Raw genomic sequence first — 23,957 nt, forward strand, 5'->3', positions numbered from 1 at the left:
AGGGGGCCGGGCGAATCTTGCCGGGGACACTGGCCGTTCGGATGAGTCAGCGCAGGTGGCCGGAACCGAACGGCCCCGCCGTGCGTCCGATCGGCATGAGATCGACCCTCGCCGCAGCGGCCACCGCCGCCGTACTTCTTGTCACGCTGACCGGCTGCGCGCAGACCGCCCCCACCAGCTCCGGCCCCGGGATCGCCCCGGTCGCCACCAGCACCGCCCCCACCCCGGCCGCCACCGATCACCCGCCGACCGCCACCGGGCCCGCACCGGCCGTCCGAGTCGAGCTGGCCACCACCGGCGGCCTGATCGGGCGGCAGGACACCGTGACCGTCGAGCCCGACGGAAACTGGACGAAGGCCGACGATGGCGGCAACTCGCGTACCGGCCGGCTGAGCGCGGCGGACCTCGACCGGCTGCGGCGGTTGGCCGCCGATCCACGGCTGGCCACCGAACCCGTCCGCACCGCGTCAACCACCTGCGCGGACGCCTTCACCTACCGGCTGACCGTCAACGGGACGACCACCGGCTACGTCGACTGCCCGGATGATGCCCTGCCGCCGGCGACCGCCGCCCTGATCGAGCTGCTCACCGAGGCCACCAGCTGAGCCAGCTAACCGACGCTGGTCGAGAGGATCCAATAGAGACCGCCATCACGATAGTGTCCAAGGAGGATGCGGCGCGGCGGTCCTTCATCAGCGGCAGGGCACAAGTCATTCAACGGCGGGGAGTTGCAGATGCACGTCATGCTGGCCTGGTTCGCCGAGGTTCCGCAGGCCGAAGACGTGCGGGCGACCCGCATGGCCCGGTTTGCGGACGTCGTCGCCGAACTGGTGCCGGCGTCCTGGCGGCGACACGACTTCGGGGGCGACGACTGGGGCGTCATGGTCCTGCACCCGGCCGATCCTGGGGCCTACCGGTGGCCGACGGTCGACACCGAGGGTCCGGTCACCGCCGTCTCGATGGGGATACCGGTGGGTCTCGAGGAGGTCGGGGCCGGCCCGACGGCGTTGGCCGGACGGCTCCTCGCCGGCGAGGACGTGCACCACGACCTGGTGCCGCCCTTCGGCCTGTTGGCGCTGGACACCGACCGGTTCGCCCTGCAACAGGACTGGCTCGGAATGGCCCGGATCTTCACCAACGCGGCGGACGGGGTGACGGCATACTGCACGCGCCCCGCTCTGCTGGCCGCGTTCCTGCACGGCGAGGTCCGGCCGGACCTGGACGGCTGGACGTCGTACACCAGCTGCGGGCACTTCGGCGGCGAGCTCTCCCCGATCGCCGGCACCCGGCTGATGCGTCCCGGCGAGCGGGCCACCGGTCACCGCCGTACCGCCGGCGGCTGGCGCCTCGCCAGTGAGCTCCGATACGCCACCGACGACGTGGCGAACAGCGGGTACGCCGACCAGGGACGGCCGGTGCACGAGCAACTGGACCGGGCCGCCGACGCGCTGACCCGGGCCGCTGCCAGCATGCACCGGCTCTACGGCGACGAAATCACCCTCGGTCTGTCCGGCGGGAAGGACTCCCGACTCATCGCCGCCGCGCTGATCGCCGCCGACCTCATGCCCCGGTTCCTCACCAACGAGGACACCCGAGCGGAAGGCGAGGTGGCCCGCCAGCTCGTGCAGCTGCTCCGCGACAAACGGGGCCTCGACCCGGAGCACCAACTCCGGCTCGCCGGAGCGCCGGCGCAGGTGCTCGACACCGGTCTACGGGAACGGGCCCGGCTGCTCCTGGACCACTACGACCATCAGTTCCCGTCCACGTACCTGGTCCGCCCGGCGGCCCCACCGACGCTTTCCGAGCAGGTCCGGCCGGCCACCTTCACCGGCGCGGCCGGCGAGCTGGCGATCGGATACTGGTACCCGGCGGCCGATTCCGACCCGATGCCCACCCCGGAGGAGGCGGGCCTGGCCCGGCTGCTCGCCGGTGCGCCGCACGAGGCGATCACGCCAGCGGTGCTGGCCGCCGAAAAGACCCGGATCAGCCGGGTCCTCGACCACGCCCGAGAGATAGGCCTGACCGGCCTGCACCTGCTCGACTACCTGTACCTGGTGGAACGCATGCGCCGGTGGTCGACCTCCGCCTACACCACCGGGATGGTCACCCCGTTCCTCGCACCGGGCTTCGTCGCCACCACCTTCGCGTTGACCCCGGCTCAGAAGCAGGACCGACTGCTGCACACCGGCCTGATCGCCCGGCTCGTGCCGGAGTGGTCGGAGGTGCCCTTCGTCAGCGTCTCCACCGGGCAGTCCACCGCCACCCGCGTGTGGGAGGGCGACGGCGTGGCGGTGATGGCCGACCTGCTGGACACCGCGCACGGCCCGCTGACCGGGCTGATGCGCCGGCCGGTGGTGGAGCAGGCGCTGCGGAAGGCGGCGCAGGGCGGCCGTCCCGTCGCCACCGTCCTCCAGCAATTCACCGCGCTGGCGGTGGCCTCCGAGCGGCTGGAACCGGGCACCACCCGCCCCACCACCGGCGCGACCTACGCCCGCATCAGCGCGCGACCCGAGCCGCGCAAGCCCGCTGGCGGCCCGCTGCACCGGCTGCGGTGGATCCGGCGTACCCGGATCTGGACCGGCATCCGTCGCCGGATCCGCGGTCGCTGACGCGCCCGGTCCCCGGTCGCCCGCGTCATGACCGCCTCGGTCACGGTCCGCTCCTCAGGAACGCGGGAACATCTGGCCGATGCGGATCTTGTTGCCGAACGGGTCGCGGATGCCGAAGTCGATGCCGTACGGCCGCTCGGTCGGCTCGTCGTAGGCCTCCACGCCCTTCGCCATCAGATCCGCGTACGTCTTGTGGGCGTCGTCGGTGGTCATGAAGAGGTGGCCGCCCAGCGCCCCCTTGGTGAGCAGCTCGCGAACCTGCTCGGCGGTGGCCGGGTCGAGGGCCGGCGGCCCCGGCTTCTCCAACAGGATCTCGCGCTCCGGGTCGCCGGGCAGGTTGACCGTGAGCCAGCGCATGAAGCCGAGGTCCGCGTCCGTGTTGACCTCCATGCCGAGCTTGCCGACGTAGAAGTCGAGGGCCTCGTCCTGGTCGAGGACGTAGATCTGGGAGCGGGAAATCGCGTTCATCGTCATGCCGGAAACGTTAAAGCAGGACGATGACCTGCTGCTTATCCAAAACTGATCAGCTGGCCGCGCTCGGCCGCATCCACGCCTTGATGAAACAGCTCGGTACGCTCGCCGCGACCACCTTCCGCCGCCGATATTCCGACGGCGACTCGCCGACGATGTCCCGGAACGTGCGGCTGAACGTGCCCAGGCTGCCGAAGCCCACCGCGTAGCAGACCTCGGTGACCGACTGATCGGTCTGCACCAGCAGGTACATCGCCCGTTCGACCCGGCGGCGTTGCAGGTAGCGGTGCGGGGTCTCGCCGAAGGTGGCGCGGAACGTGCGGATGAAGTGCGCCTCGGAGACGTGCGCGATCCGGGCCAGCGCCGGCACGTCCAGCGGCTGCGCGTACGCCCGGTCCATGGCGTCCCGGGCGCGCAGCATCGCCCGGTTGGACTCTTCGACCGCCCGGCTCATGTCAGGTCCGGCTGTGCCTTCGACGCCTGCAGGGCGGCGTCGATGACCTCGGTCAGCGCGACGTGCAGCTTCCGCAGGTCGTCGAGGGGCATGCCGAGCCGCTCGACGATGGCCGGTGGAATCCGCTCGGCCTCGGCGCGCAGGGCCCGCCCCTTGGCGGTGAGGGTCACCGCGAGGCTGCGCTCGTCGACCGGGTTCCGCTCGCGCTGGAGATAGCCGATCGCCTCCAAGCGCTTGAGCAGCGGCGACAGGGTGCCCGGGTCGAGCTGCAACAGGCGGCTCAGTTCGCGTACGGACAGCGGCGCGTGCTGCCAGAGGGCGAGCATCACCAGGTACTGCGGGTGGGTCAGGCCCATCGGTTCGAGCAGCGGACGATACACGGCCACGACGCCGCGGGCCGCGACGGACAGGGCGAAGCAGACCTGCTGTTCGAGCGCCAGCGGGTCGCCTGCCCCTTCACCGATTTTCGCCACGCTGCTACGGTACCAACCGTTGGTGCACAAACCATTTGACCACCAACCAATGGTCGCGGGACGGAGAGTGGACGATGGCTGCCGAGGAGAAGAAGGCCGGTGAGGGTGGACGCCTCCTGGGCTGGGTGTTCCGCAACCTCGCCGGCCCGCCGACCGTGGAGGGCGCCGTGCAAGGGGGCTCCCGGCAGGCCCGCGACCTGTGGAAGGAAGACCTCGAGCGGCGTAAGCAGTGGAGCCGCGAGCAGCGCGAGCGCAAGCGCGCCGAACGCGAGGCCCGACGCGGCCACTGACGTACGGCCGGCGGTTGCGGTGAACGCCGTCGTCGTCCGATCGACAGCGACACCTCCGGAATAGAAGCGCCCACAGTTACCGAGCGCGCTCGAAGCGTTGATCTTTGTGACTGCCACGTTTAAGCTGCCTCCGAATGCCGGCGGCGATCGCGGGGGATCATGAGCGGCTTCTTCGTAGACCCGAATGGCCTCAACGGTCTTTACAACCTGCTGCATCGGGCATCCGGCGACGCTGCTGACGTCCTGGAATACACCAAGAGGCACTGCGACCTGATTTTCGGCCAGGAAGGCTTGCTGCTCCATGTCGCCGGTCCGCACCACACGGCGTACCAGCAAATGACGCAAGGCTTGGAGAAACTCAAGACGCTGACCCGCGACGCCGCGACCCAGATCAACCTGGCGCAGCGTGAGTACGCCACGTCGGATGGCACCGCGGCCGCGCGTCTCGACCAGAGCTACCCCGGCGCCCCCGACCCCACGAGCCTGCGGTCGAGCTTCCCCACCGGCCGCCCCGACCTGTGGGCATCGGCACCCCGCGCCGCCTTCACTGACGTCGCGGAGCCAGCCGGCCGCCTCGTCGCCCCGAACTACGCCACCGGCATCGAGATGTTCCAGATCAACCCGCTCAGCGACCTGCTCAGCCCTGCCGCCTGGCTTCGGCAGATCAGCGTTTGGCTGTTCCGGGAAGATCCCTTTGACGGCTGGACCGGTGCTGGCGACGTGCCGGAGGTGTGGCGTGGCAACGCCGCGGAAGCCGAACAGCAATACCAGCACGACCTTGGCGCGGCAACCTGCGCTTTCCACCCCGTGTGCCGGCAATACGCCGACCTCTACACGCAGGCCGCCGAGGCGGCCAAACACCTGTTCTCCGTCGTCACCGTGCTGATCAGCAAGCTCATCGACCTTCTCATCATCGTCAACCTCGCCTCGGCCGCCGGCACCGCCGCCATTGAACCGGCATCGGTGCCGTCGCCGGCTACAGCATCGCCGCCTACTACGCCTGGCAGGCATACGACCTGTACCAGGAGATCTCCACCTGGTACGGCAACGCCGAGGCCACATTCCGCACCATCGCCGGCTCCATCGCAATGGTCGAGGCCGACACGGCAGTCGCCGCCCTGCCGGAGCTGAAGCCCTACCATCATCCCGGCCAGTAGGACGAGCAATGACCGACGACATCACCCGCGAACCCTTGGCCCGAGCGCTCCTCGCCTCGCTCGCCCGAAGCCGCGGTGCCAACGACCCGTTGGGCTCGCTCGCCCGTACAGTGCTCAGCGGGGACAAGAACCTCCGCACCGCTGCGTCCGTCTCCTGGCACGGCATCGCACTGCAGGCCTCGTTCGCCGAGGCGATGGCCCGACGCGACGCCCTCTCCCCTGAGCAACGGGCCGAGTACGAGCGCCAGGCCCAACAGCTCCGTGACGCCAACGATCAGGCGTCGCCCGACGCTGAGGAAAAGTGGCAGGAATGACGGCCTGGATCCGATGGAAAATCGCCACACCGCTCATCGGCCTGAGCGTCCTCGTGCTCATTGCGGCCGTGTTCGGCACCTGGGCCTGGTGGTCATTTAACGGACCCATCTACCGAGCCCTGAGCGTCATCATCTGCCTGGTCGCCGCTGCCACCTTCGCCGCCGCGCTCTCGGTCGGGATCAAGCCCGCCCGGGACGTTCCCTGGCTACGCATCGGCCTCGTCGGCCTCGGGATCCTGACGAACTTCGGCCTCGCCGCCCTTCAGGACTACTTCTGAACCTAGAGCACGACGGGGAGGGGTTCACATCCACCGGGTCGACGTCAAGATCACAGGGCGCAATGCCGATCATCATCGTCTTCGTCTGGTGGCAGGTCGGTCTGCCACCAGATCCGCATCAGGTACTGCTCGATGCCGGAGTGCTGTCGTTGCAGGTCGGCGACCCGTTCATCCGCGCCGTCAGTGCCCATCACCTTCAGAATCCCGTAGTACGCCCCGTCTGCCTGCTCGCGTCCGCGATGAAACAGCGCTACCGCATACCGGCCAGGCCCCTTTGATGGGCCGATGCCAGTAATGGCCGTACCGAAGATGTCGCCAACCTGCAAATCCCCGGTGGGACAGTCCAGGTCGAACATCAGGGGACCCGTCCACCCTTACGCGCTGAAGTCATCCTCGGGGGCTTCGTCCCAGCTCTCCACGTCGGCTCGTACCTCTATGAGGTCCTGACTTACGACGATGTAGACCTCGTATCCAATGCTCGCTGCCACATTCTTGTTGGCCTCGCTGATAGCGGCCGTTGAACCCACGGCGGCGTCGCAATAGATGTCGCGTAGGACGACCATCCGGTAGTCCGGACGTAACGTCAGGCCATGGCGGCTGTGCCGGGTCGGCATGGCTGCTCTCCTACGAACGGTCGACAGCTCGATACCCTGACGCGGAAATACAACAGCACGTTTGGAGCGCCAGGGCCCGGTGGCCACCTGATCACTGCGGTTGCCCGCGGGCCGGGTCGTTTCCCCGCCAAGAGTCCCGGCCCGTCCCGCGCTCTCCCATCCCTCACATCTGAAGGAGGCGTGATGCCTACCGTAGCTCAGCCTGCCCTGGTCGCCGTTGTGCCGCTGCTGGTCGGCACGGTGGCGTTGGCTGTCGTTGTCGCCTGGCCGGCGTGCGGCATGCCGTACGCGAGGCGGAGGCGGCTGTCCGGACGGCGCTGCACCTGCCGCCAGCTTCGGCGCACGTGGGCGCGATCCGCTGCCCGCGCTGCTGCCGGGTGGGAGAAGCCGCGCCGGTTCGACCCGCGCCGCATGTCGTGTTGCTCGTGCATCGCGACCCTGGCCCGTCCGCACGGACAGGGGGGCGGTGACCTGTGCCTCTGACCAACAGGCATCCCGGATCGCTGGCGGCTCAGCTGTGGTCGCCCCGGCGTGTCGGCCTGCTCAGCTGCCAATTCCCTGGATGGAATCATCCGGCCGTTTCGTGGCGGCCGCCGCCACGAAACGCCTGATGGAATTGGAGCCCCCGGCCGGGATCGAACCGGCGACATCTCGCTTACAAGGCGAGTGCTCTGGCCAGCTGAGCTACAGGGGCGCGTGGTGCCGTGGTCAGCATAGGCGACCGACGCCCGGTAATCCCGCTCGGCAGGGCTCCCGAGCATGGAAAACATGCTCGGGACCGACGTATCGCCGCCGATGCGGGGGCGAGCCGTGGGGATTGATGCCTTGCCATGCTCGTGTGACCGTTATGCGGTATGCGATCCATCCCACCCGATGATCCCCATCTTGGCAGGGTCGAGAAACCCGATTACCGTGCAGTGACACGGACGACACCTAGGTCGGCCTCGGCCGCCCCGGGCGACGCCCGTTGACCGGCACCACGGGTGCCGGTCGCTCCTTCCACTCGGATCGTCCGGCACGTTCCTGCCGGTGAAAGGAAGCGCTCCACCATGGCTACGGTCACCTACGCGAAGGCGTCCCGGATCTACCCGGGCACCGAGCGCCCTGCGGTCAACAAGCTCGACCTTGAGATCGGCGACGGCGAGTTCCTCGTCCTGGTCGGCCCGTCGGGTTGCGGCAAGTCCACCAGCCTCCGGATGCTCGCCGGCCTGGAGGACGTCGACGACGGCGCCATCTACATCGACGAGCGGGACGTCACCCACCTCCCTCCGAAGTCCCGCGACATCGCGATGGTCTTCCAGAACTACGCCCTCTACCCGCACATGACGGTGTACGAGAACATGGCGTTCGCGCTGAAGCTGCGCAAGACCTCGAAGTCGGAGATCGACCGTCGGGTCAAGGAGGCGGCGGCGCTGCTCCAGCTCGAGGACTTCCTCGGCCGCAAGCCGAAGGCGCTCTCCGGCGGCCAGCGCCAGCGGGTCGCCATGGGCCGCGCGATCGTCCGCGAGCCGCAGGTCTTCCTCATGGACGAGCCGCTGTCGAACCTCGACGCCAAGCTCCGGGTGCAGACCCGTACGCAGATCGCATCGTTGCAGGCCAAGCTGGGCGTCACCACGGTCTACGTCACCCACGACCAGGTCGAGGCCATGACGATGGGCCACCGGGTCGCGGTCATGCTCGACGGCGTCCTGCAGCAGGTGGACACCCCGCGCGCGCTCTACGACACCCCGGCCAACGTCTTCGTCGCCGGCTTCATGGGTTCCCCCGCCATGAACATCAAGACCGTGCCGCTGACCCAGCAGGGCGCGGCGTTCGCCGAAATGCACGTGCCGCTGACCCGCGAGCAGATCGAGGCGGCCCGGGCCGAGGGCGGCGACGGCAAGGTCACCGTGGGCTTCCGCCCGGAGGACTGCGACCTGGTCAGCCCGAGCGAGGGCGGCATGCCGGTCGTGGTCGAGCTGGTCGAGGACCTGGGCTCCGACGCCAACATCTACGGCCACGCCGCGCTCGGCGGCAACTCCGAGCGCTTCGTCGTGCGGACCGACCGGCGCTCCATGCCGAACATGGGTGACACCGTGTTCGTCAGGCCGCGCCAGGGCCGCAGCCACGTCTTCCACGCCACCACCGGCAACCGGATCTGACGTACGCGAAAGGGGGGCGGTCCGTCACGGCGGACCGCCCCTTTTCGGCTGTGCTCAGAGCTCGACGGCGCGCCGGCGGGCGACCTCGGCGAGGGTGACCGCGGCGGCGACGCTGGCGTTGAGCGACTCGACGTCGGAGACCATCGGAATGCTCACGGTCAGGTCGCACGTCTCGCCGACCAGCCGGGACAGCCCGCGCCCCTCCGAGCCGACCACCACGACCAGCGGGCCGACCGCGGCCTCCAGGTCGTACAGGTCGGTCTCGCCGTCGGCGTCCAGGCCGACCACGACGAAGCCGGCGTCCTTGCACGCCTTCAGCGACCGGGTCAGGTTGGTGACCTGGGCGACCGGCACCCGCGCGGCCGCGCCGGCGCTGGTCCGCCAGGCGGTCGCGGTGATCCCGGCGGCCCGCCGCTCGGGTACGAAGACACCCTGCGCGCCGAACGCGGCGGCGGACCGGATCACCGCGCCGAGGTTGCGCGGGTCGGTGACCCCGTCCAGCGCGACCAGCAGCGGGGCGGCCTGCTCCAGCGAGGCCGCCACCAGGTCCTCGAACGGCTCGTACGCGAACGGCGGCACCTGTAGGCCGACGCCCTGGTGCAGCACGCCGCCGGTCATCCGGTCCAGCTCGGCCCGGCCGACCTCCAGGATCGCGATGCCCCGGTCGGCGGCGGTCCGGACGATCTCCTTGATCCGGTCGTCGACGTCGATGCCCTGCGCGGTGTAGAGGGCGGTCGCCGGCACCTGGGCGCGCAGCGACTCCAGCACCGGGTTGCGCCCGACCAGCAGCTCCGGGCTGTCCTTGGCCGGGTTGGCCTTGCGGCCCGGGGCGACCCGGGGGCCGCTACGGCCGGGGGCCTTGCCCTTACTGCCGCCCTTGAGCGGGACCCCGGCCCGGCTGCCCTTGCCCCAGGTGGTGTCCTTGGTGCCCGGCTGGCCAATCTTGGGGGCGCGCCCCTCCTCGGCCGCCGCGCGGCGCTCCTTGTCCTGCTTCCAGGCGGTGCGCTGGGGCAGCTTCTCGGTGCCCGAGTATGCCTTGTGCCAGGGCCGCTCGTCGGCGGGCAGCGTGCGGCCCCGGCCCGCGAGAGAGTCCTTGTTCTTGCCGCCGGAGCCCTTCGGGGCGCCCGCCTTCGGTGTCAGTCGCCGGCCACGGCGCTGCGAGTTGCCGGCCATCAGTCCTGCTCTCCAATAGTCCAACGGGGGCCCTGCGGGGTGTCCTCGACCACCACGCCGGCCTGCTTGAGCTGGTCGCGGACGGCGTCGGCGGCGGCCCAGTCCTTGCGGCTGCGCGCCTGGGCACGCTGCTCCAGGGCGAGCGCGATCAGGGAGTCCACCACGCCGCGCAGGTCGCTTTCGCGGCCGCCGCCCGTCCAGGCCGGGTCCACGGGGTCGACGCCGAGGATATCCAGCATCGCCCGCGCGGCGGCCAGCGTCGTGCGCACGGTCACATCGTCGCCGACGGTCAGCGCGTTGTTGCCGTCCCGGACCACCTCGTGCAGCACGGCCAGGGCGGCCGAGGTGTTGAGGTCGTCGTCCATCGCCGCGACGAAGCCGGCCGGCAGCTCGCCGAGCTGCCCGGCGCCGACCCGCTCGGCGGCCCGCTGCACGAAACCCTCGATCCGCCGGTACGCGACCGCAGCCTCGCGCAGCGCGTCCTCCGAGTAGTCGATGCGCGACCGGTAGTGCGCGGCGACGTAGTAGTAGCGCAGCTCCACCGGGCGCACCCCGAGGCCGGCCACGTAGTCGAGGTCGAGGGTGTTGCCCAGCGACTTGCCCATCTTGGTGCCGCCGATGCCGAGCAGGCCGTGGTGCACCCAGTAGCGGGCGAACGGCAGGTCGGCCGCCTGCGACTGGGCGATCTCGTTCTCGTGGTGCGGGAAGGTCAGGTCGAGACCGCCACCGTGGATGTCGAACTCGGGCCCGAGGTAGCGCCAGCACATCGCCGAGCACTCGATGTGCCAGCCGGGCCGGCCCCGGCCCCACGGCGACGGCCAGTATGCATCCGCCGGCTCGCCCGGCTTGACGCCCTTCCAGAGCGCGAAGTCCCGCGGGTCGCGCTTGCCCCGCTCCGGGGCGTCCCCGGCGGACTGCATGTCCTCCGGGGACTGCCCGGAGAGCGACCCGTACGCGGGCCAGGAGGTCACGTCGAAGTAGACGTCGCCGGAGCCGTCGGTGGCCGGGTAGGCGTGCCCGGTCTCGATCAGTCGGGCGATCAGCTGGTGCATCTCCGGGATGTGCCCGGTGGCTCGCGGCTCGTACGTCGGCGGCAGCACGTTCAGCGCCCGATAGGACTCGGCCAGGATCTGCTCGTTGGCGTACGCGATCGACCAGAACGGGCGGCCCTGCTCCATCGCCTTGACCAGGATCTTGTCGTCGATGTCGGTCAGGTTGCGGATGAAGGTGACCTCGAAACCGGAGGCCATCAGCCAGCGGCGCAGCACGTCGTAGTTGACGCCGGAGCGAAGGTGACCGATGTGTGGCGGGGCTTGGAGGGTGAGACCACACAGGTAGACGGCCACCTTGCCGGCTTCCCGGGGGACGAAGTCCCGGACCGTTCGGGTGGCGGTGTCATACAGGCGTAGCGTCACCGTACAAGGGTAGCCGCACGCACGATTCCGGGTCGCTCGGTGCCGGGTCGTACGCTGCGTGCTGTGGACACGGCGGCGCGCACGGGAGAGACGGCTCAGACCCTGGACCGGGGCCTACGCCTGCTGCACCTGGTCGCGGACGCGCCCGGCGGGCTGACCGTCACCGAGGCGGCGAACCGGCTGGGCGTCGGCCGGGCGGCGGTCTATCGGCTGGTCGGCGCGCTGACCGACCACGGCATGCTGCGCCGCGACGGTACGGGCCGGCTCCGGCTCGGCGCGGGCGTGCTGCACCTGGCCCGGCGCGCCCAGCCGCTGCTCGCCGAGGGGGCGTTGCCCGCGCTGCGCCGGCTGGCCGAGCAGGCCGGCGCGACGGCGCACCTGACCGTGGTCGAGGGCGGTGAGGGGGTCGCCCTCGCGGTGGTGGAGCCGAGTTGGACGTCGTTCCACGTGGCGTATCGGACCGGTTCGCGGCACCCGCTGGAGCGGGGAGCGGCGGGGCGGGCCATCCTCGCCGGCCGGGCGGGTGCCGCCGGCCCGGTCAGCACCCGGGGGGAGCTGCAGTCCGGGGCGTACGGGGTGGCCGCGCCGGTGCTCGGGGTGCCCGGGCTGGAGGCGAGCGTCGGGGTGGTGTCCCTGGCCCCGCTCGACGTGGCGGTGGTCGGCGCTCAGGTGAGCGCCGCCGCTGCCGCCATCACCACCGCCCTGTCCTGACTGGCCCCCTGGCCAGGCTTGATCGACTCCGTGTGCGGCAACCTGTGGTCTCAGGCGGCCCGGAGACCACATGTTGGGGTCACATCCGATGACGAGACCACGTTTTGCCGCACACTGAGTCGATCAAAGGACCGCAGTCGCGATCCGGGCGAGCGCCTCGGGCAGCTCGGTCAGCGTGGCCACCTCGGCATCCGGGGCCAGCCCGGACGGGCGGGGCAGCCCGAGGCGGTTCAACCAGATTGCTCGCAGTCCGGCCCGCTGCGCCGCCACCACGTCGTGCGCCGGCGAGTCCCTCACGTACACGATCCGCTCGGCCGGGACGCCGGCCGCCGTCACCACGGCGGCGTAGAACTCGGGCGCCGGCTTCTTCGGCAGGCCGTTCTCGTGCGCGTACAACTCGAACGAGAACTGGCCGGCGAGCCCGCAGCGCCCGGCGCGGCTGTTGCCGTTGGTGGCGAAGCCCAGCAGGTGGTGTGGGCGCAACGCGGCGAGCGTGGGCACCGCGTCCGAGAACGGCCGGCTCAGCGCGAACCGACGGGCGAAGAAGAGCGCCGCGAACCTCTCCAACTGGTCGTCGAGCCCGGCCCGGGCCAGCGATCGGGCCAGCGCCGCCCGTCGGATCTCCAGCACCGGCGCGGCGCTGAGCGCCGCGAAGACCTCATGCCAGTCCGACTCCAGGTCCGCGAGGGAGATGCCCACCGCCGGGCTCCACCGCCGCATCTCCTCGAGTACGGCCACCAGCGCACCGGTGACCGCTGGCCGCAGGTCGATCAGGGTTTCGTCGGCATCGAAGACGACTGCGGTGCGTGATCCGTTCATCGCTCGACGGTCAGAGCCGGCTCGACCGGGTTGGGCGGGGCCGCCGCCGGCGTGGCGCGCAGCTCGTCCAGCCGGACCAGGGCGACCCCGATCACGATCAGCGCCCCGCCGAACAGTTGAACGACGCTCGGCAGCTCGCCCAGCACCAGCCAGGCGATCAGCACGGCGAACATCACCTCGGTCAGTCCGACGAACGAGGAGAGCCGCGCGCCGAGCAGCCGGGCCCCGGCGACGCCGGTCAGATACGCGACCACGGCCGCGATCAGCGACAGGCCGGCGATCGGCACCAGCCAGCTCACCCGATGCCCGGCGAAGGTCACGTCGGCGGTGGCGGCCCGCAGCGGCAACACCTGGAGCGCGCCGAGCAGGCCCAGCACCAGCGCGCCGACGGCCATGCCCCCGCTGGCCATCACCACGGAGGGCAGCGCGGCATCGACCCGGCCGGCGATGACGTAGTACCCGGCCAGGCCGACCCCGGCGCCGAGCCCCCAGAGCACCCCCACCGGATCGAGCCGCTCGGCGCCGGTCAGGTCCAACACGAACACCAGCCCGCCGAGCGCGGTCAGCGAGCCGGCCACGGTGAGCAGTCGGGGCCGCTGGCCGTGGACGAGCCACATCCAACCCACCACCAGCACGATGCCGAGATATTCCAGCAGGAGCGCCACGCCGACCGGAAGGTAGCGAAGTGCGTTGAAGAAGCACGCCTGGGCGACCGCCACGCCGAGCACTCCGAACACGATGATCGTGCCGGCGTTGCGGCGCAGCACCGGCCGCCGACCGCGCAGCGCCAGCACGGCCGGCACGGCCAGCACCAGCGCCGCGATGCCGACCCGGGCCACCACGACGGCCTCGGCGGACCAGCCGCCCGCGATCAGAGAGCGGGCGAAGGTGCCCGAGGTGGCGAAGGTGACCGCGGAGATCAGGGCCAGTCCGAGGCCGAGGCCGGACCGTTCACGCATCAAGGCTCCTAGATCCGAGCGACCGGTCATCGATAAAACGTGGTTATGCTGATGACGCTAGGCTGGCATCCTGACAGGAGTCAAGTTGCTCTTCGCCCATGACACCGAGTGTGGCCTGGTCGCCACCGCCGGGCTGGTCAATACCGCTGGCCCGGGCCGGGAAGGGCTGCCCGACGTGGCCGCCCTCGACGAGTTCATCGCCGCGCACAGCTGGACCGGCCGGCACGAGCACACCGACGGGGAGTTGCGCGAGGTCCACGCCCTGCGCCCCCGGCTCCGGCGGATCTGGTACGCCGACACCGACGAGGTGGTGGCCACCGTCAACGGGCTGCTCCGCGAGTCACGCGCGCTGCCGCAGCTCATCCGGCACGACGACGAGCCGTACCACGTGCACGCCGTGCCCCGCGACGCGCCGCTGGCGACCCGGATGGCCGTCGAGGCGGCCATGGCACTGGCCGACCTGGTTCGCATGGGCGAGCTGAGCCGGCTACGCATCTGCGACCACCCGGACTGCGACAACGTCCTGGTCGACCTGTCGAGGAACCGGTGCCGCCGGTTCTGCGACGCCGGTTGCGGCAACCGCGCCGCGGTGAGCGCCTACCGGGCCCGCAAGGCGGCGTCCCACCCCTGACGCACCGCAGGCCAGTCCTCCCGGCGCAGCTCGTACTCGACCTCGCCGTGCTCGGTCCCGGGAATCGGGTCGTCGAAGGTCAGGTGGAAGGTGCGTACGTAGCGCAGGCCGGCCTTCGCCATGACGGCCCGGGACGGGGCGTTGACCGTCATCGTCTCCGCCCAGACCCGCCGGACTCCCACGGTCTCGAACGCGTGGCGGACCAGGGCCCGGGAACCCTCGGTGGCCAGGCCGTGCCCCCAGGCCGACCGACGCAGCCGGTAGCCCAGCTCCGCCTCGGTCCCGTCGGCGGACGGATCCAGCGCGAACCAGCCCAGGAATTCCCCGCTCGTGCCGTCGAGTGCCACCCAGCGACCGAGGCCGGGGTGGCGGTCATACTGCGCGAGGATCCGGGGCATCTGCTCGTCTCGGACGGTCGCCTTCGGCGTGGACTGCCCGCCGGTCAGGAAACGCATGACCTCCGGGTCGCTGTCCAACTCGACCAAATGATCCACGTCGGCCGTCGTGAACCGGCGCAGCCGCAGCCGCTCGGTCTCCAGCAGCACCCCACCGTCGTCGTCTCGCACGGTCGGATCATGCCGGTCCCCCGCGCCGCCGGTCGACAGAATTAGAGCCCGAAGCGTGGCAGTTGAGCAGGTCGACACGCCGGGGCAACCACAGCTGAGCTGTCACCGATCGTGGGGCCGGGTGGTCCGCGTCAGCGCGGGGTGGTCACATCAGCGCGGCGGCGCGGCCACAAAAACCCGCCAGGCGTACGCGTCGAAGGTGAGCACCGGACCAGCCGGATCCTTGCTGTCCCGCACCCCGACCCCGACCACCCCAGGAAGATTCGTCGCCACTTCGACGCAGTCGTTGGTCTGGGCGCTACGCCTGCGAGATCCGCCGGTTGATCAAGCTCCTGCCCACCCACCTGCGTGCCGAGGAACGCCAGGTCGATTCCCTCGCGGAGAGTCGCAAGGATGAACGGGCCGCCGAGCCCCGGATACTCCTGCGCGGACAGTGGCACGACGTGCAGCCGGACGCGGGGGTGCTGGGTCGCGATCCGGGCGAGGTGTGTCGTCTGGTCACACATGACCTTGCGCGTGCCAACCTGGCGGCGAAGAGCAGCCTCGTCCACCACCGCCATCAATCGTGGCGGCTGCTCCTCGTAAAGGATGCGCTGGCTCTCCATTCGCTCGTTGAGCCGGCGTTCGACATCCTCTGATTCGAGCAGGCCACCTGCCTCGAAGACGGCACGGGCGTATGCCTCGGTCTGGAGCAGGCCGGGCACGTAGAGCGGCTCGAACCAGCGCAACATCTTCGCTTGCGCGACGATCGCGCCTCTGCCGCGTAGCCAGGGTTGGGCTCGGTCCAGGCTGACCAGGTCGGTGAGCATGCGGCCGAAGAGGCCACCGCTGTCGAGGGCCTGGTCGAAGAGTTCCAGGTATTTCGGGGTGGGTGGCTGCTGACCCAGCTCAACCGCGCTGACCATGGACGGCGAGTAGTTCATCGCCTTCGCCAGTTCCTCCTGACTCCAGCCTCGTCGGGTCCGCGCGCGGCGCAACTCCGCCACCAGGAACGCCGCCGCTGTCATCCGCCCGTCCGCCATCTCCAGCCGCCCTCCAGCCGCACGATGATCGACTCCAGCGCCGTGCCACCGGCCATCCGGCCCGGCCCCACAATGCCTCGGACAGCGCGGACAAACCCTTCCGACCGTAGTCGTGTCGTCAGCAGACTGTGAAGCGCGACGCTCGCCGCTCTTCCCCCGAGCGCGGCGTCGCGGTGGGACCGCCCGCTCCCCCGGCGGGGCGGTTCCACCAGCCGGGGTGATGTCGCAAACGACTCAGCTCCATAGGAGGGACCGTGGACATGCCTCGGAACCAACGCCCGATCCCGCTCGCGCCCCGGCACCGCCGCGTCTGGCGCGGGCTGCGACCGTCCTGCTCCTGCGGCCTGCGCCCTGCCGCTGCGCCCGCTCTGGCTCTGCCGGGTGTGCGCCGCGCCCTGGCCGTGCGCCGCCGCCCGGCTCGCCCTGACCGCCGAGTACGCGGCCGACCCGATCGGGCTCAGCCTGGACGCGGCGACGGAGCACCCGGTGAGCCGGGTCAGGGATGGGTCATCCGGAGCAGGTCGAGGGCCTCGTCGAGTTGGGTTTCGCTGAGTCGGCCCGAGGCGACGTGCCCCCGGGAGATCACCACCTCGCGGATGGAGACCTGCTTGGCCAGCGCCTCCTTGGCGATCGAGGCGGCCTCGTCGTACCCGAGGTGGCGGTTGAGGGGGGTGACGATCGACGGTGAGCCCTCGGCGTACGCCAGGCAGACCTCGGCGTCCGCGACCAGGCCGACCACCAGGCGGTCGGCGAAGAGCCGGCTCGACGCGGCCAACAGCTTGATCGACTCCAGCAGGTTGCGGCCCATCACCGGGAGCATGACGTTCAACTCGAAGTCGCCCTGTGAGCCGGCGAACGCCACTGCGGCGTCGTTGCCGATCACCTGGGCGCAGACCTGGCGCATCGCCTCGGCGACCACCGGGTTCACCTTTCCCGGCATGATTGACGAGCCGGGCTGAAGGTCGGGGATGCGCAGCTCCCGCAGGCCGGCGCGCGGGCCCGAGCCCATCCAGCGAATGTCGTTGGCCATCTTGTACAGGCCGACCGCGATGGTGCGGAGTTGGCCGGAGGTCTCCACCAGCGCGTCCCGGGCACCCTGCGCCTCGAAGTGGTTACGCGCCTCGGTCAGCGGCAGGCCGGTGGAGGCGCGCAGCTTCTTGATCACCTTGCCGGCGAAGCCCAGCGGGGTGTTGATGCCGGTGCCCACGGCCGTGCCGCCGAGCGGCAGCTCGGCCAGCCGGGGCAGCACCGCCGCCAACCGCTCGACGCCGTAGCGGACCTGGGCGGCGTACCCGCCGAACTCCTGACCAAGGGTGACCGGCGTGGCGTCCATCAGGTGCGTACGCCCCGCCTTGACCACCGTCTCGAACTCGGCCGCTTTCTCCTCCAGCGCCCCGGCGAGGTGCTTCAACGAGGGGATCAAATCCTCCACCACGAACTGGGTGGCGGCCAGGTGGATCGACGTGGGAAAGACATCGTTGCTGGACTGTGAGGCGTTGACCTCGTCGTTGGGGTGCACGTCGCGGCCCAGCTCGCGACCGGCCAGGGTGGCGATCACCTCGTTGGCGTTCATGTTCGACGAGGTGCCGGAGCCGGTCTGGAAGACGTCGACCGGGAACTGGTCGTCGTACCCGCCGTCGGCGACGTGTGCGGCAGCCGTGGCGATCGCCTCCGCCACGTCCGCCCCGATCACCTCCAGCTCGCCGTTGACCTGCGCGGCGGCCCCCTTGATCTGCGCCAGGGCCTTGATCTGGGCCGGCTCGATGCTGCGTCCGGAGATCGGGAAGTTCTGCACCGCGCGCTGGGTCTGCGCCCGCCAGAGCGCCTCGGCGGGCACCTCCACCTCGCCCATCGAGTCGCGTTCGATCCGGTAGCCGGTCGCCTCTGGAGTCGTCACGCGTACCATCCTGCCGCGCTGGTCGCCGACGCGCAGGGAAAGCCGCGGTGGGCGGTGCGCCCAGCCGACATGTCCGGCCGAAAGTCGGGGGCACTCAAGACAATCACCTACTTAAGATCATGGGCATTCGGTCGTCCCATCAGGAGGCTTCATCTTGCCCGTCAACGGGGGTTCCACCAGCACGTCCTGCAGTCCCTGGCGGCGTATACCGCGCCGGTTCCTCACCACGGGCCTCGCCGCCCTGCTCGCCACGACAGGCGCCCTGGCGGTCACCGGCCAGCCGGCGTCGGCCGTGGAGGCGTACGTCCACCCGGTCGAAGCGGCCTGGACGGACAAGGCCCAGCCCAACCGCTCCTTCCCGGCTGAAGACGGCAGCTTCCCGGTCGGCACGTGGAAGACCTCCACGGACGGCACGCACACGTCCCGGGCATACTTCACCTTCGATCTCACTCCCTTCCACGGTCAGCGGATCGTCAGTGCCCAGACGGTCACCAGCGAGCGGTCGGTCAACAATTGCGACAAGCCGCGAGAGCTCCAGCTCTGGCGGACCGAGAATCCGACCAGTGCGCCGACCTGGCACAACGCGCCCGCCGCGGTCGAGAAGGTCGCCGACCTCAGCGTGCTCGGCCCGGCCTGCCCCGTGCGCTACCTGTCCACGGTGATCACCGATGCGATCAGCGCGGCGGTCAAGGCCGGGCAGGACAAGATCACCTTCATGCTCCGCATCGGTCAGCACGAGAACGGCGTGCACTGGGGTCGACGGATGAACACTCTCGACGTATCGCTGGAGCACAACCGGGCACCGAACGTCCCCGACAAGCTCAGCGTCGCCGGCCTCATGTGCCGAGACGATCTGTTCATCGGCACGACCCGGCCAGAGCTTCAGGCCGAGGTGACCGACCCGGACCTCAACGAGACCGGCGGCAGCGACCAGGTGAAGGCGACCTTCGCCTGGTGGCCGGTGGACCGGGCCACCGAGCGGACCGAGTACGAGTACCCGTACACGATGCCCTCGGGAACCCGGTTCCGGTACACCGTGCCGGACGGGGTGATGGTGCACGGCGGCACCTACGCGTTCAGCGTCCGCGCCACCGACCAGCACGGCGACACCTCGGACTGGTCGCCGGAGTGCCGCTTCACCGTCGACACCAAGGTCCCGGCAGCGCCGGCCGTGACCTCGACCGACTACCCGGCCGCACCGGCGCAGCCGACCTCCGGCGGACCGGACATCCCCGGAAAGTTCACCTTTTCACCCAACGGCTCGGACGACGTGGTGAGCTACCAGTACGTGAGTTGGGCCGGTGGCTCCGGCACCGTGGCCGCCGACGGCCCGGGCGGCACGGCAACCGTGACGTACACCCCGCCGAGCCCCGGCTACCAGCGGCTCGACGTGGTCAGCGTGGATCGGGCCGGCAACCACTCCCCCACCACCAGGTACGAGTTCTATGTCCGGCAGACCGCGCCACAGGTCGCGGACGGGAACCCGGACGGCGGGATCGGGCAGCCCCGCGAACTGACCTTCACGCCCGGCATGGAGAACGTGGTCGAGTACACCTGGTGGCTCAACGAGGGGGAGCCGGCCACTGTCCGAGCCGACGCCGACGGCACCGCGAAGGTGACCATCACCCCGCGCCAGGGTGGCGGCAACCGGGTCACCGTTACCAGCCAGACCTCCGACGGCCTGCCCAGCGGGACCGCTGAGTACTTCTTCTACCTGGAGAGCGCGCCGACCATCTCCTCGCTGGAGTACCCGCTGGACGGTGGCGACGGTGCCATCGCCGGCACCCCGGGCACGTTCAGCTTCGCCGCCGGCTTGCCCGGGGTGACCGAGTACGTCTGGTCGATCAGCGGCGGCAAGCAGCACACGGTGGCGGCGAAGGAGGATGGCACGGCCAGCATCACGTACACCCCGACGGAGGCTGGCCACCACTGGATCCACGTCTTCAGCCGGAACGCCGACGGTGATGAGTCGGAGACCGCTTACGGGTATTTCATGGTTTTCTCGCACGCTCCCGAGGTGAGCTCGACCGACTACCCGTCGTATCGGGAGGCCGGCGGCCCGGGCGTGACCGGCCAGTTCACCTTCCACCCGGCCCGCGAGGGCGTCACCGGGTACGTCTACGACTTCGGTGACGGCCCGAAGACCACGGCGGCGGCCACCGATGGCACCGCCACCATCAGTTGGACGCCGCAGTCGTACCCGCTGGACACGCGGGGCATGGTCCGGCTCACGGTCCGCGAGAAGATCGGCGGCATCGTCTCCGACGAGACCGAGTACGACTTCTACATCGGCCGGCTCGCCCCCACGGTGACCAGCGACGACTACCCGTCGAACGGTGGGGGTGCGGGCGGCCCGGGGGTCGCCGGCAGCTTCACGCTGACCGCGCACGTGCCGGGCAGCACCGAGTTCGTCTACCGCTACGGCACGGAGGAGAAGACCGTGCCGGCCGGCGCGGACGGCACCGCCACCATCACCCTCACCCCGACGCAGGCCGGCGACAACTACCTGTACGTCTCCAGCCGGACCGACTCGGGCATCACCTCCGGGGACGGCACCTATTGGTTCCCCGTGGCCAACCCGGGCTGACCGACCAGCCGAAAGAAGGGGCGCCAGGCGGGAATCCGCCCGGCGCCCCTTTCGCGTACGCGGATGTCAGCGGCGGCCGACGGTGAGCACCGGCTTGGTGACCTCGGCGAAGAAATCGTCGCCCTTGTCGTCGACGACGATGAAGGCGGGAAAGTCCTCAACCTCGATCTTCCAGACCGCCTCCATGCCCAGCTCCGGGTATTCGAGCACCTCGACGTGCTTGATGCAGTCCTGCGCCAGCCGGGCGGCCGGGCCGCCGATCGAGCCCAGGTAGAAGCCGCCGTGCTGCTGGCAGGAGCGGGTGACCTGGGCGGAACGGTTGCCCTTGGCGAGCATCACCATCGAGCCGCCGGCCGCCTGGAACTTCTCCACGTACGCGTCCATCCGGCCGGCCGTGGTCGGGCCGAACGAGCCGGAGGCGTAGCCCTCGGGGGTCTTGGCCGGGCCGGCGTAGTAGACCGCGTGGTCGCGCAGGTACTGCGGCATCGGCTCGCCCGCGTCCAGCCGCTCGGCGATCTTGGCGTGGGCGATGTCCCGGGCCACGACGAGGGGGCCGGTCAGCGACAACCGGGTCTTCACCGGGTACTTCGACAGCTCGGCGCGGATCTCGTCCATCGGCCGGTTCAGGTCGACCCGGACCACCTCGGACGAGTCGAGCTGTGCCTCGGTGACCTCCGGCAGGTAGCGCGCCGGGTCGGTTTCGAGGCGCTCCAGCCACACGCCCGACGGGGTGATCTTGGCGACCGCCTGGCGGTCGGCGGAGCAGGACACGGCGATCGCCACCGGGCAGGAGGCGCCGTGCCGGGGCAGCCGGACCACCCGTACGTCGTGACAGAAGTAGCGGCCGCCGAACTGCGCGCCGATGCCGAAGTTGCGGGTCAGCTCCAGCACCTCGGCCTCCAACTCCAGGTCCCGGAAGCCGTGGGCGCTCATCGAGCCCTGCGTCGGGAGCGTGTCGAGGTACTTCGCGGAGGCGTACTTGGCGGTCTTCAACGCGTATTCCGCGGAGGTGCCGCCAATGACGATGGCCAGGTGGTACGGCGGGCAGGCCGAGGTGCCGATCAGCCGCAGCTTCTCCTCCAGGAACTGCATCATCCGCGTCGGGTTCAGCAGCGCCTTGGTCTCCTGGTAGAGGTACGACTTGTTGGCCGAGCCGCCGCCCTTGGCCATGAAGAGGAACTTGTACGCGTCGGGGTGCCCGTCCGGGTCCTCGGCGTAGAGCTCCACCTGCGCCGGCAGGTTGCTGCCGGTGTTCCGCTCCTCCCACATGGTCAGCGGGGCGAGTTGGGAGTAGCGCAGGTTCAGCCGGGTGTACGCCTGGTAGACGCCGCGCGAGATGGCCTCGGCGTCGGTGCCGTCGGTGAGCACGTGCCGGCCGCGCTTGCCCATCACGATCGCGGTGCCGGTGTCCTGGCACATCGGCAGCACGCCGCCGGCGGCGATGTTGGCGTTGCGCAGCAGGTCGAGCGCGACGAACCGGTCGTTCGGCGAGGCCGCCGGGTCGTCGATGATCGACCGAAGCTGGGCCAGGTGCGCCGGGCGCAGGAAGTGGGCGATGTCGTGCATCGCCTCGGCGGTCAGCACGGTCAGCGCGGAGGGCTCCACGGTGAGGAACCGACGGCCACCAGGGCCGTTGACGACATCGACGCCCTCGTCGGTGACCAGGCGGTATTCGGTCTGGTCGGGACCGGTCGGCAGCAAGGGGGCGTACGAGAACGCGGCGGCACTGCTCATGACGAAAGAGCCTAGGGCAGAGGCGTCGATCGGTGGCACCCGCCGGGTCGTCCTGGGATGCCGCTCTCACCGGCTGCCGGCACAGAGTTCCTGCTTCGGCCCGCAGCTGCCCTGGCCAGACGGGGGCGGGTGGCCGCCACCCGGATTCGGCCCGGGCGCGCCGCCGGCGGCGGGCGGGGACGCGTCCGAGGTGGCGGTGCCCCAGCGGACGTATCCGATCTCCCGCCCCTCACCGATGATCATGCCGTTCGGGCCGACCGCCAGGGCGTTCGCCGGGGTGCGCAGCGCCGCCAACTCCCGCCCGGTGCGCGGCTCGACCGCGATCAGCCGGGACGGCTCCTCCTCGGCGATCACCGCCGCGTACGGGGTGAGCGCAGCGCTGCTCTTGCCGCCGGCCGGGCGAGTCCACCGATCACGGTCGACGGACAGCTCCCGCCCCAGGATGGTGCGCTTGTCGGCGCTGCGCACCAGCGCGTAACGGTCGTTGACGGCAAGCAGCCGCTGCCCGTCCGCGTCGACCTGGAGCAGCCGACCGTCGTACCCGTCGATCACCACCTCGCGGCCGTCCGGGCCGACCCCGATCAGCACGTTCCGGGCACCTTGCGGGCCCTCCCGCTGCACGCAGCCGGCGTAGTCCGCGGTCCGCAGGTTCACCCCGGACCGCTTCCACACCTCCTGCCCGGTGGCCGGGTCGACGGCGGAGACCACGACATAACAGCTGCCGTCCCGGGAGGTGGCCTGGATCCGCAGCAGCCGGCCGCCGATAACCGCCAGCCGCTCGTCGCGGCCGGGCTGGACGTTCTGCAGCACCCGGCCGGTGGCGGTGTCCACCACGTGCACCCGCCCGTCGGCCGGGAAGCCGAGCAGCGGCGGGACCGGCTCCGGCCCGGCCACCCCACCGTCGATGCGCGACGCGCCCAACCGTCGGGTGCCGAGCAGCTCCGGGTTGTCGGCGAGCAGCCCGGTGTGCACGCCGGGCAGGAACGCGCTCCACAGCGGCTTCGTGCCGCGCGGCTCCCAGGCGTTCAGCGTGCAGTCGGTCGCCTGTACGCAGCGCGCGTCGAGGAGGAGGTCGCGGTACGTCCAGACCGCCACCGCATCGCCGTCCCGGCGGCGGACCGCGCCGGTGGTCGGATCGAGCAGCTCGTACCCCTTGGTCAGGAGCTTGCCCACGGCAACGACCGCGTCCCGGTCGCCGCCGGCCACCGCCGCCCAGTCCGCCTTGCGGTCCCAGAGCTGCGCGCCGGTGGCCAGGCTGCGTGCCTCGACCCGGGTACGCTGCTCGACGACCACCGTCTCGCCGGCGATGGTGACGCTCTTCGGCGTGCCGCCGACCCGCTGCTGCCAGGCCACGTCCGGCTCGGAGATCGGCTTACTCCGGTCGATCCAGTCCCACATTTCCGGAAACGGGTTCCACACCCCCGTGGCCGCGAGCGCGACCACGCCGACGAGCCCCAGCAGCAACCCGCCGCGTACGCCAAGGCCCTTCACACCGCACACGGTACCGACGATCACCACCGCCCTAACCCCCCGCGCGCACGTGTCGCCCCCCATTCGCGCCGATCTTGCAGTTCCGGCCCGCGCTTCGCCCGATCAGCCCGGAATACGGGGGCAGCAACTGCAAGATCGCGGGAAGGGAAGA

At 70.6% G+C, this 23,957-nt stretch carries 24 protein-coding genes, 1 tRNA gene and 1 pseudogene; 10 read left to right on the plus strand and 16 right to left on the minus strand.

Annotated features, from left to right (window positions below; translation table 11 throughout):
* The first annotated feature begins 41 nt into the window (after nt 1–41).
* Entirely contained in the window at nt 42–605 is a 564-nt protein-coding gene (locus ABZ671_RS10680) for a protealysin inhibitor emfourin (protein WP_357854624.1), read from the plus strand.
* Nucleotides 606–734: 129 nt separating this feature from the next.
* Nucleotides 735–2,609, plus strand: a complete 1,875-nt coding sequence (locus ABZ671_RS10685; protein ID WP_357854626.1) for a hypothetical protein — start codon at nt 735–737, stop codon at nt 2,607–2,609.
* A gap of 54 nt (nt 2,610–2,663) precedes the next feature.
* Here ABZ671_RS10685 and ABZ671_RS10690 read toward each other — a convergent pair whose 3' ends face one another.
* From ABZ671_RS10690 to ABZ671_RS10700, 3 genes are read right to left on the minus strand one after another with little or no spacing between them, the layout of a single operon-like run.
* Nucleotides 2,664–3,083: a VOC family protein gene (locus tag ABZ671_RS10690; protein ID WP_357854630.1), complete on the minus strand. Its 420-nt coding sequence runs from the start codon at nt 3,081–3,083 to the stop codon at nt 2,664–2,666.
* Between the two features lie 49 nt (nt 3,084–3,132).
* A complete protein-coding gene (locus ABZ671_RS10695) occupies nt 3,133–3,534 on the minus strand; it encodes an AraC family transcriptional regulator (RefSeq protein WP_357854633.1) in 402 nt (133 codons plus the stop codon).
* Complete coding sequence (locus ABZ671_RS10700; protein ID WP_357854636.1) at nt 3,531–4,007, minus strand: MarR family transcriptional regulator; 477 nt, start codon at nt 4,005–4,007, stop codon at nt 3,531–3,533. Before ABZ671_RS10700 ends, ABZ671_RS10695 begins: the two co-directional genes overlap by 4 nt.
* A gap of 35 nt (nt 4,008–4,042) precedes the next feature.
* Between ABZ671_RS10700 and ABZ671_RS10705 the strand changes: the two genes are divergently transcribed.
* The 4 genes from ABZ671_RS10705 (at nt 4,043) to ABZ671_RS10720 (ending at nt 6,046) form a co-directional block, all read left to right on the plus strand.
* The gene (locus ABZ671_RS10705; RefSeq protein WP_357854639.1) at nt 4,043–4,297 is read left to right on the plus strand and encodes a hypothetical protein; all 255 of its coding nucleotides are present in this window, start codon (nt 4,043–4,045) and stop codon (nt 4,295–4,297) included.
* 159 nt (nt 4,298–4,456) lie between these two features.
* Entirely contained in the window at nt 4,457–5,428 is a 972-nt protein-coding gene (locus tag ABZ671_RS10710) for a hypothetical protein (protein ID WP_357854641.1), read from the plus strand.
* Nucleotides 5,429–5,462: 34 nt separating this feature from the next.
* The gene (locus ABZ671_RS10715; protein ID WP_357854644.1) at nt 5,463–5,768 is read left to right on the plus strand and encodes a hypothetical protein; all 306 of its coding nucleotides are present in this window, start codon (nt 5,463–5,465) and stop codon (nt 5,766–5,768) included.
* Nucleotides 5,765–6,046 carry a hypothetical protein gene (locus tag ABZ671_RS10720; protein ID WP_357854647.1) on the plus strand — a complete coding sequence of 94 codons (282 nt, stop codon included), beginning with the start codon at nt 5,765–5,767 and terminating at the stop codon, nt 6,044–6,046. The genes ABZ671_RS10715 and ABZ671_RS10720 overlap by 4 nt, the downstream gene beginning before the upstream one ends.
* Nucleotides 6,047–6,096: 50 nt before the next feature.
* On the opposite strand, the gene ABZ671_RS10725 is transcribed toward ABZ671_RS10720, so the two are convergent.
* The 3 genes from ABZ671_RS10725 to ABZ671_RS10735 all read right to left on the minus strand — a co-directional run bounded on the left by ABZ671_RS10725 (nt 6,097) and on the right by ABZ671_RS10735 (nt 7,354).
* On the minus strand, nt 6,097–6,402 hold the full coding sequence (locus tag ABZ671_RS10725; protein WP_357854651.1) for a hypothetical protein: 306 nt from the start codon (nt 6,400–6,402) through the stop codon (nt 6,097–6,099).
* Nucleotides 6,403–6,420: 18 nt separating this feature from the next.
* Entirely contained in the window at nt 6,421–6,660 is a 240-nt protein-coding gene (locus ABZ671_RS10730; RefSeq protein ID WP_357854654.1) for a hypothetical protein, read from the minus strand.
* 617 nt (nt 6,661–7,277) lie between these two features.
* A tRNA-Thr gene (locus ABZ671_RS10735) sits at nt 7,278–7,354 on the minus strand.
* 355 nt (nt 7,355–7,709) lie between these two features.
* On the opposite strand from ABZ671_RS10735, the gene ugpC reads away from it, so the two are divergent.
* Nucleotides 7,710–8,801 carry a sn-glycerol-3-phosphate ABC transporter ATP-binding protein UgpC gene (gene ugpC / locus ABZ671_RS10740; protein ID WP_357854656.1) on the plus strand — a complete coding sequence of 364 codons (1,092 nt, stop codon included), beginning with the start codon at nt 7,710–7,712 and terminating at the stop codon, nt 8,799–8,801.
* Nucleotides 8,802–8,855: 54 nt separating this feature from the next.
* Here the strand turns inward: ugpC and rlmB are convergent, their stop codons facing one another.
* The gene (gene rlmB / locus ABZ671_RS10745; protein ID WP_357854659.1) at nt 8,856–9,974 is read right to left on the minus strand and encodes a 23S rRNA (guanosine(2251)-2'-O)-methyltransferase RlmB; all 1,119 of its coding nucleotides are present in this window, start codon (nt 9,972–9,974) and stop codon (nt 8,856–8,858) included.
* On the minus strand, nt 9,974–11,389 hold the full coding sequence (cysS, locus tag ABZ671_RS10750; protein WP_357854662.1) for a cysteine--tRNA ligase: 1,416 nt from the start codon (nt 11,387–11,389) through the stop codon (nt 9,974–9,976). Before cysS ends, rlmB begins: the two co-directional genes overlap by 1 nt.
* Before the next feature lie 63 nt (nt 11,390–11,452).
* On the opposite strand from cysS, the gene ABZ671_RS10755 reads away from it, so the two are divergent.
* Nucleotides 11,453–12,100, plus strand: coding sequence for a helix-turn-helix domain-containing protein (locus tag ABZ671_RS10755; protein WP_357854663.1), 648 nt, complete (start codon nt 11,453–11,455; stop codon nt 12,098–12,100).
* A 123-nt stretch (nt 12,101–12,223) separates the two neighbouring features.
* Here the strand turns inward: ABZ671_RS10755 and ABZ671_RS10760 are convergent, their stop codons facing one another.
* Together ABZ671_RS10760 and ABZ671_RS10765 are read right to left on the minus strand one after the other, a co-directional pair.
* Nucleotides 12,224–12,919: an HAD family hydrolase gene (locus ABZ671_RS10760; RefSeq protein WP_357854666.1), complete on the minus strand. Its 696-nt coding sequence runs from the start codon at nt 12,917–12,919 to the stop codon at nt 12,224–12,226.
* On the minus strand, nt 12,916–13,878 hold the full coding sequence (locus tag ABZ671_RS10765) for an EamA family transporter (protein ID WP_357854669.1): 963 nt from the start codon (nt 13,876–13,878) through the stop codon (nt 12,916–12,918). The genes ABZ671_RS10760 and ABZ671_RS10765 overlap by 4 nt, the downstream gene beginning before the upstream one ends.
* A gap of 85 nt (nt 13,879–13,963) precedes the next feature.
* Here ABZ671_RS10765 and ABZ671_RS10770 point away from each other — a divergent pair, with 85 nt between their 5' ends.
* On the plus strand, nt 13,964–14,509 hold the full coding sequence (locus ABZ671_RS10770; RefSeq protein ID WP_357854672.1) for a CGNR zinc finger domain-containing protein: 546 nt from the start codon (nt 13,964–13,966) through the stop codon (nt 14,507–14,509).
* Here the strand turns inward: ABZ671_RS10770 and ABZ671_RS10775 are convergent.
* The 4 genes and pseudogenes from ABZ671_RS10775 to ABZ671_RS10790 form a co-directional block, all read right to left on the minus strand.
* On the minus strand, nt 14,476–15,075 hold the full coding sequence (locus tag ABZ671_RS10775; RefSeq protein ID WP_357854675.1) for a GNAT family N-acetyltransferase: 600 nt from the start codon (nt 15,073–15,075) through the stop codon (nt 14,476–14,478). The two genes, ABZ671_RS10770 and ABZ671_RS10775, sit on opposite strands and share 34 nt — an antisense overlap.
* Nucleotides 15,076–15,225: 150 nt before the next feature.
* Nucleotides 15,226–15,348, minus strand: coding sequence for a DUF397 domain-containing protein (locus ABZ671_RS10780; RefSeq protein WP_357854873.1), 123 nt, complete (start codon nt 15,346–15,348; stop codon nt 15,226–15,228).
* A gap of 35 nt (nt 15,349–15,383) precedes the next feature.
* Nucleotides 15,384–16,097: pseudogene (locus tag ABZ671_RS10785) on the minus strand (helix-turn-helix transcriptional regulator); the annotation flags it as partial.
* 496 nt (nt 16,098–16,593) lie between these two features.
* Nucleotides 16,594–18,003, minus strand: a complete 1,410-nt coding sequence (locus tag ABZ671_RS10790; protein ID WP_357854678.1) for a class II fumarate hydratase — start codon at nt 18,001–18,003, stop codon at nt 16,594–16,596.
* A 145-nt stretch (nt 18,004–18,148) separates the two neighbouring features.
* On the opposite strand from ABZ671_RS10790, the gene ABZ671_RS10795 reads away from it, so the two are divergent.
* The gene (locus ABZ671_RS10795) at nt 18,149–20,581 is read left to right on the plus strand and encodes a hypothetical protein (RefSeq protein WP_357854681.1); all 2,433 of its coding nucleotides are present in this window, start codon (nt 18,149–18,151) and stop codon (nt 20,579–20,581) included.
* Nucleotides 20,582–20,647: 66 nt separating this feature from the next.
* Here ABZ671_RS10795 and ABZ671_RS10800 read toward each other — a convergent pair whose 3' ends face one another.
* Both ABZ671_RS10800 and ABZ671_RS10805 read right to left on the minus strand, forming a co-directional pair.
* The gene (locus ABZ671_RS10800) at nt 20,648–22,315 is read right to left on the minus strand and encodes a fumarate hydratase (protein ID WP_357854684.1); all 1,668 of its coding nucleotides are present in this window, start codon (nt 22,313–22,315) and stop codon (nt 20,648–20,650) included.
* 66 nt (nt 22,316–22,381) lie between these two features.
* Nucleotides 22,382–23,815 (minus strand): PQQ-binding-like beta-propeller repeat protein, encoded by a 1,434-nt coding sequence (locus ABZ671_RS10805; RefSeq protein ID WP_357854876.1) that lies wholly within the window; start codon nt 23,813–23,815, stop codon nt 22,382–22,384.
* Nucleotides 23,816–23,957 lie beyond the last annotated feature (142 nt).

Origin of the sequence: Micromonospora sp. NPDC006766 (assembly GCF_040636055.1) — a bacterium.
In the GTDB taxonomy this organism is placed as follows: Bacteria; Actinomycetota; Actinomycetes; order Mycobacteriales; family Micromonosporaceae; genus Micromonospora.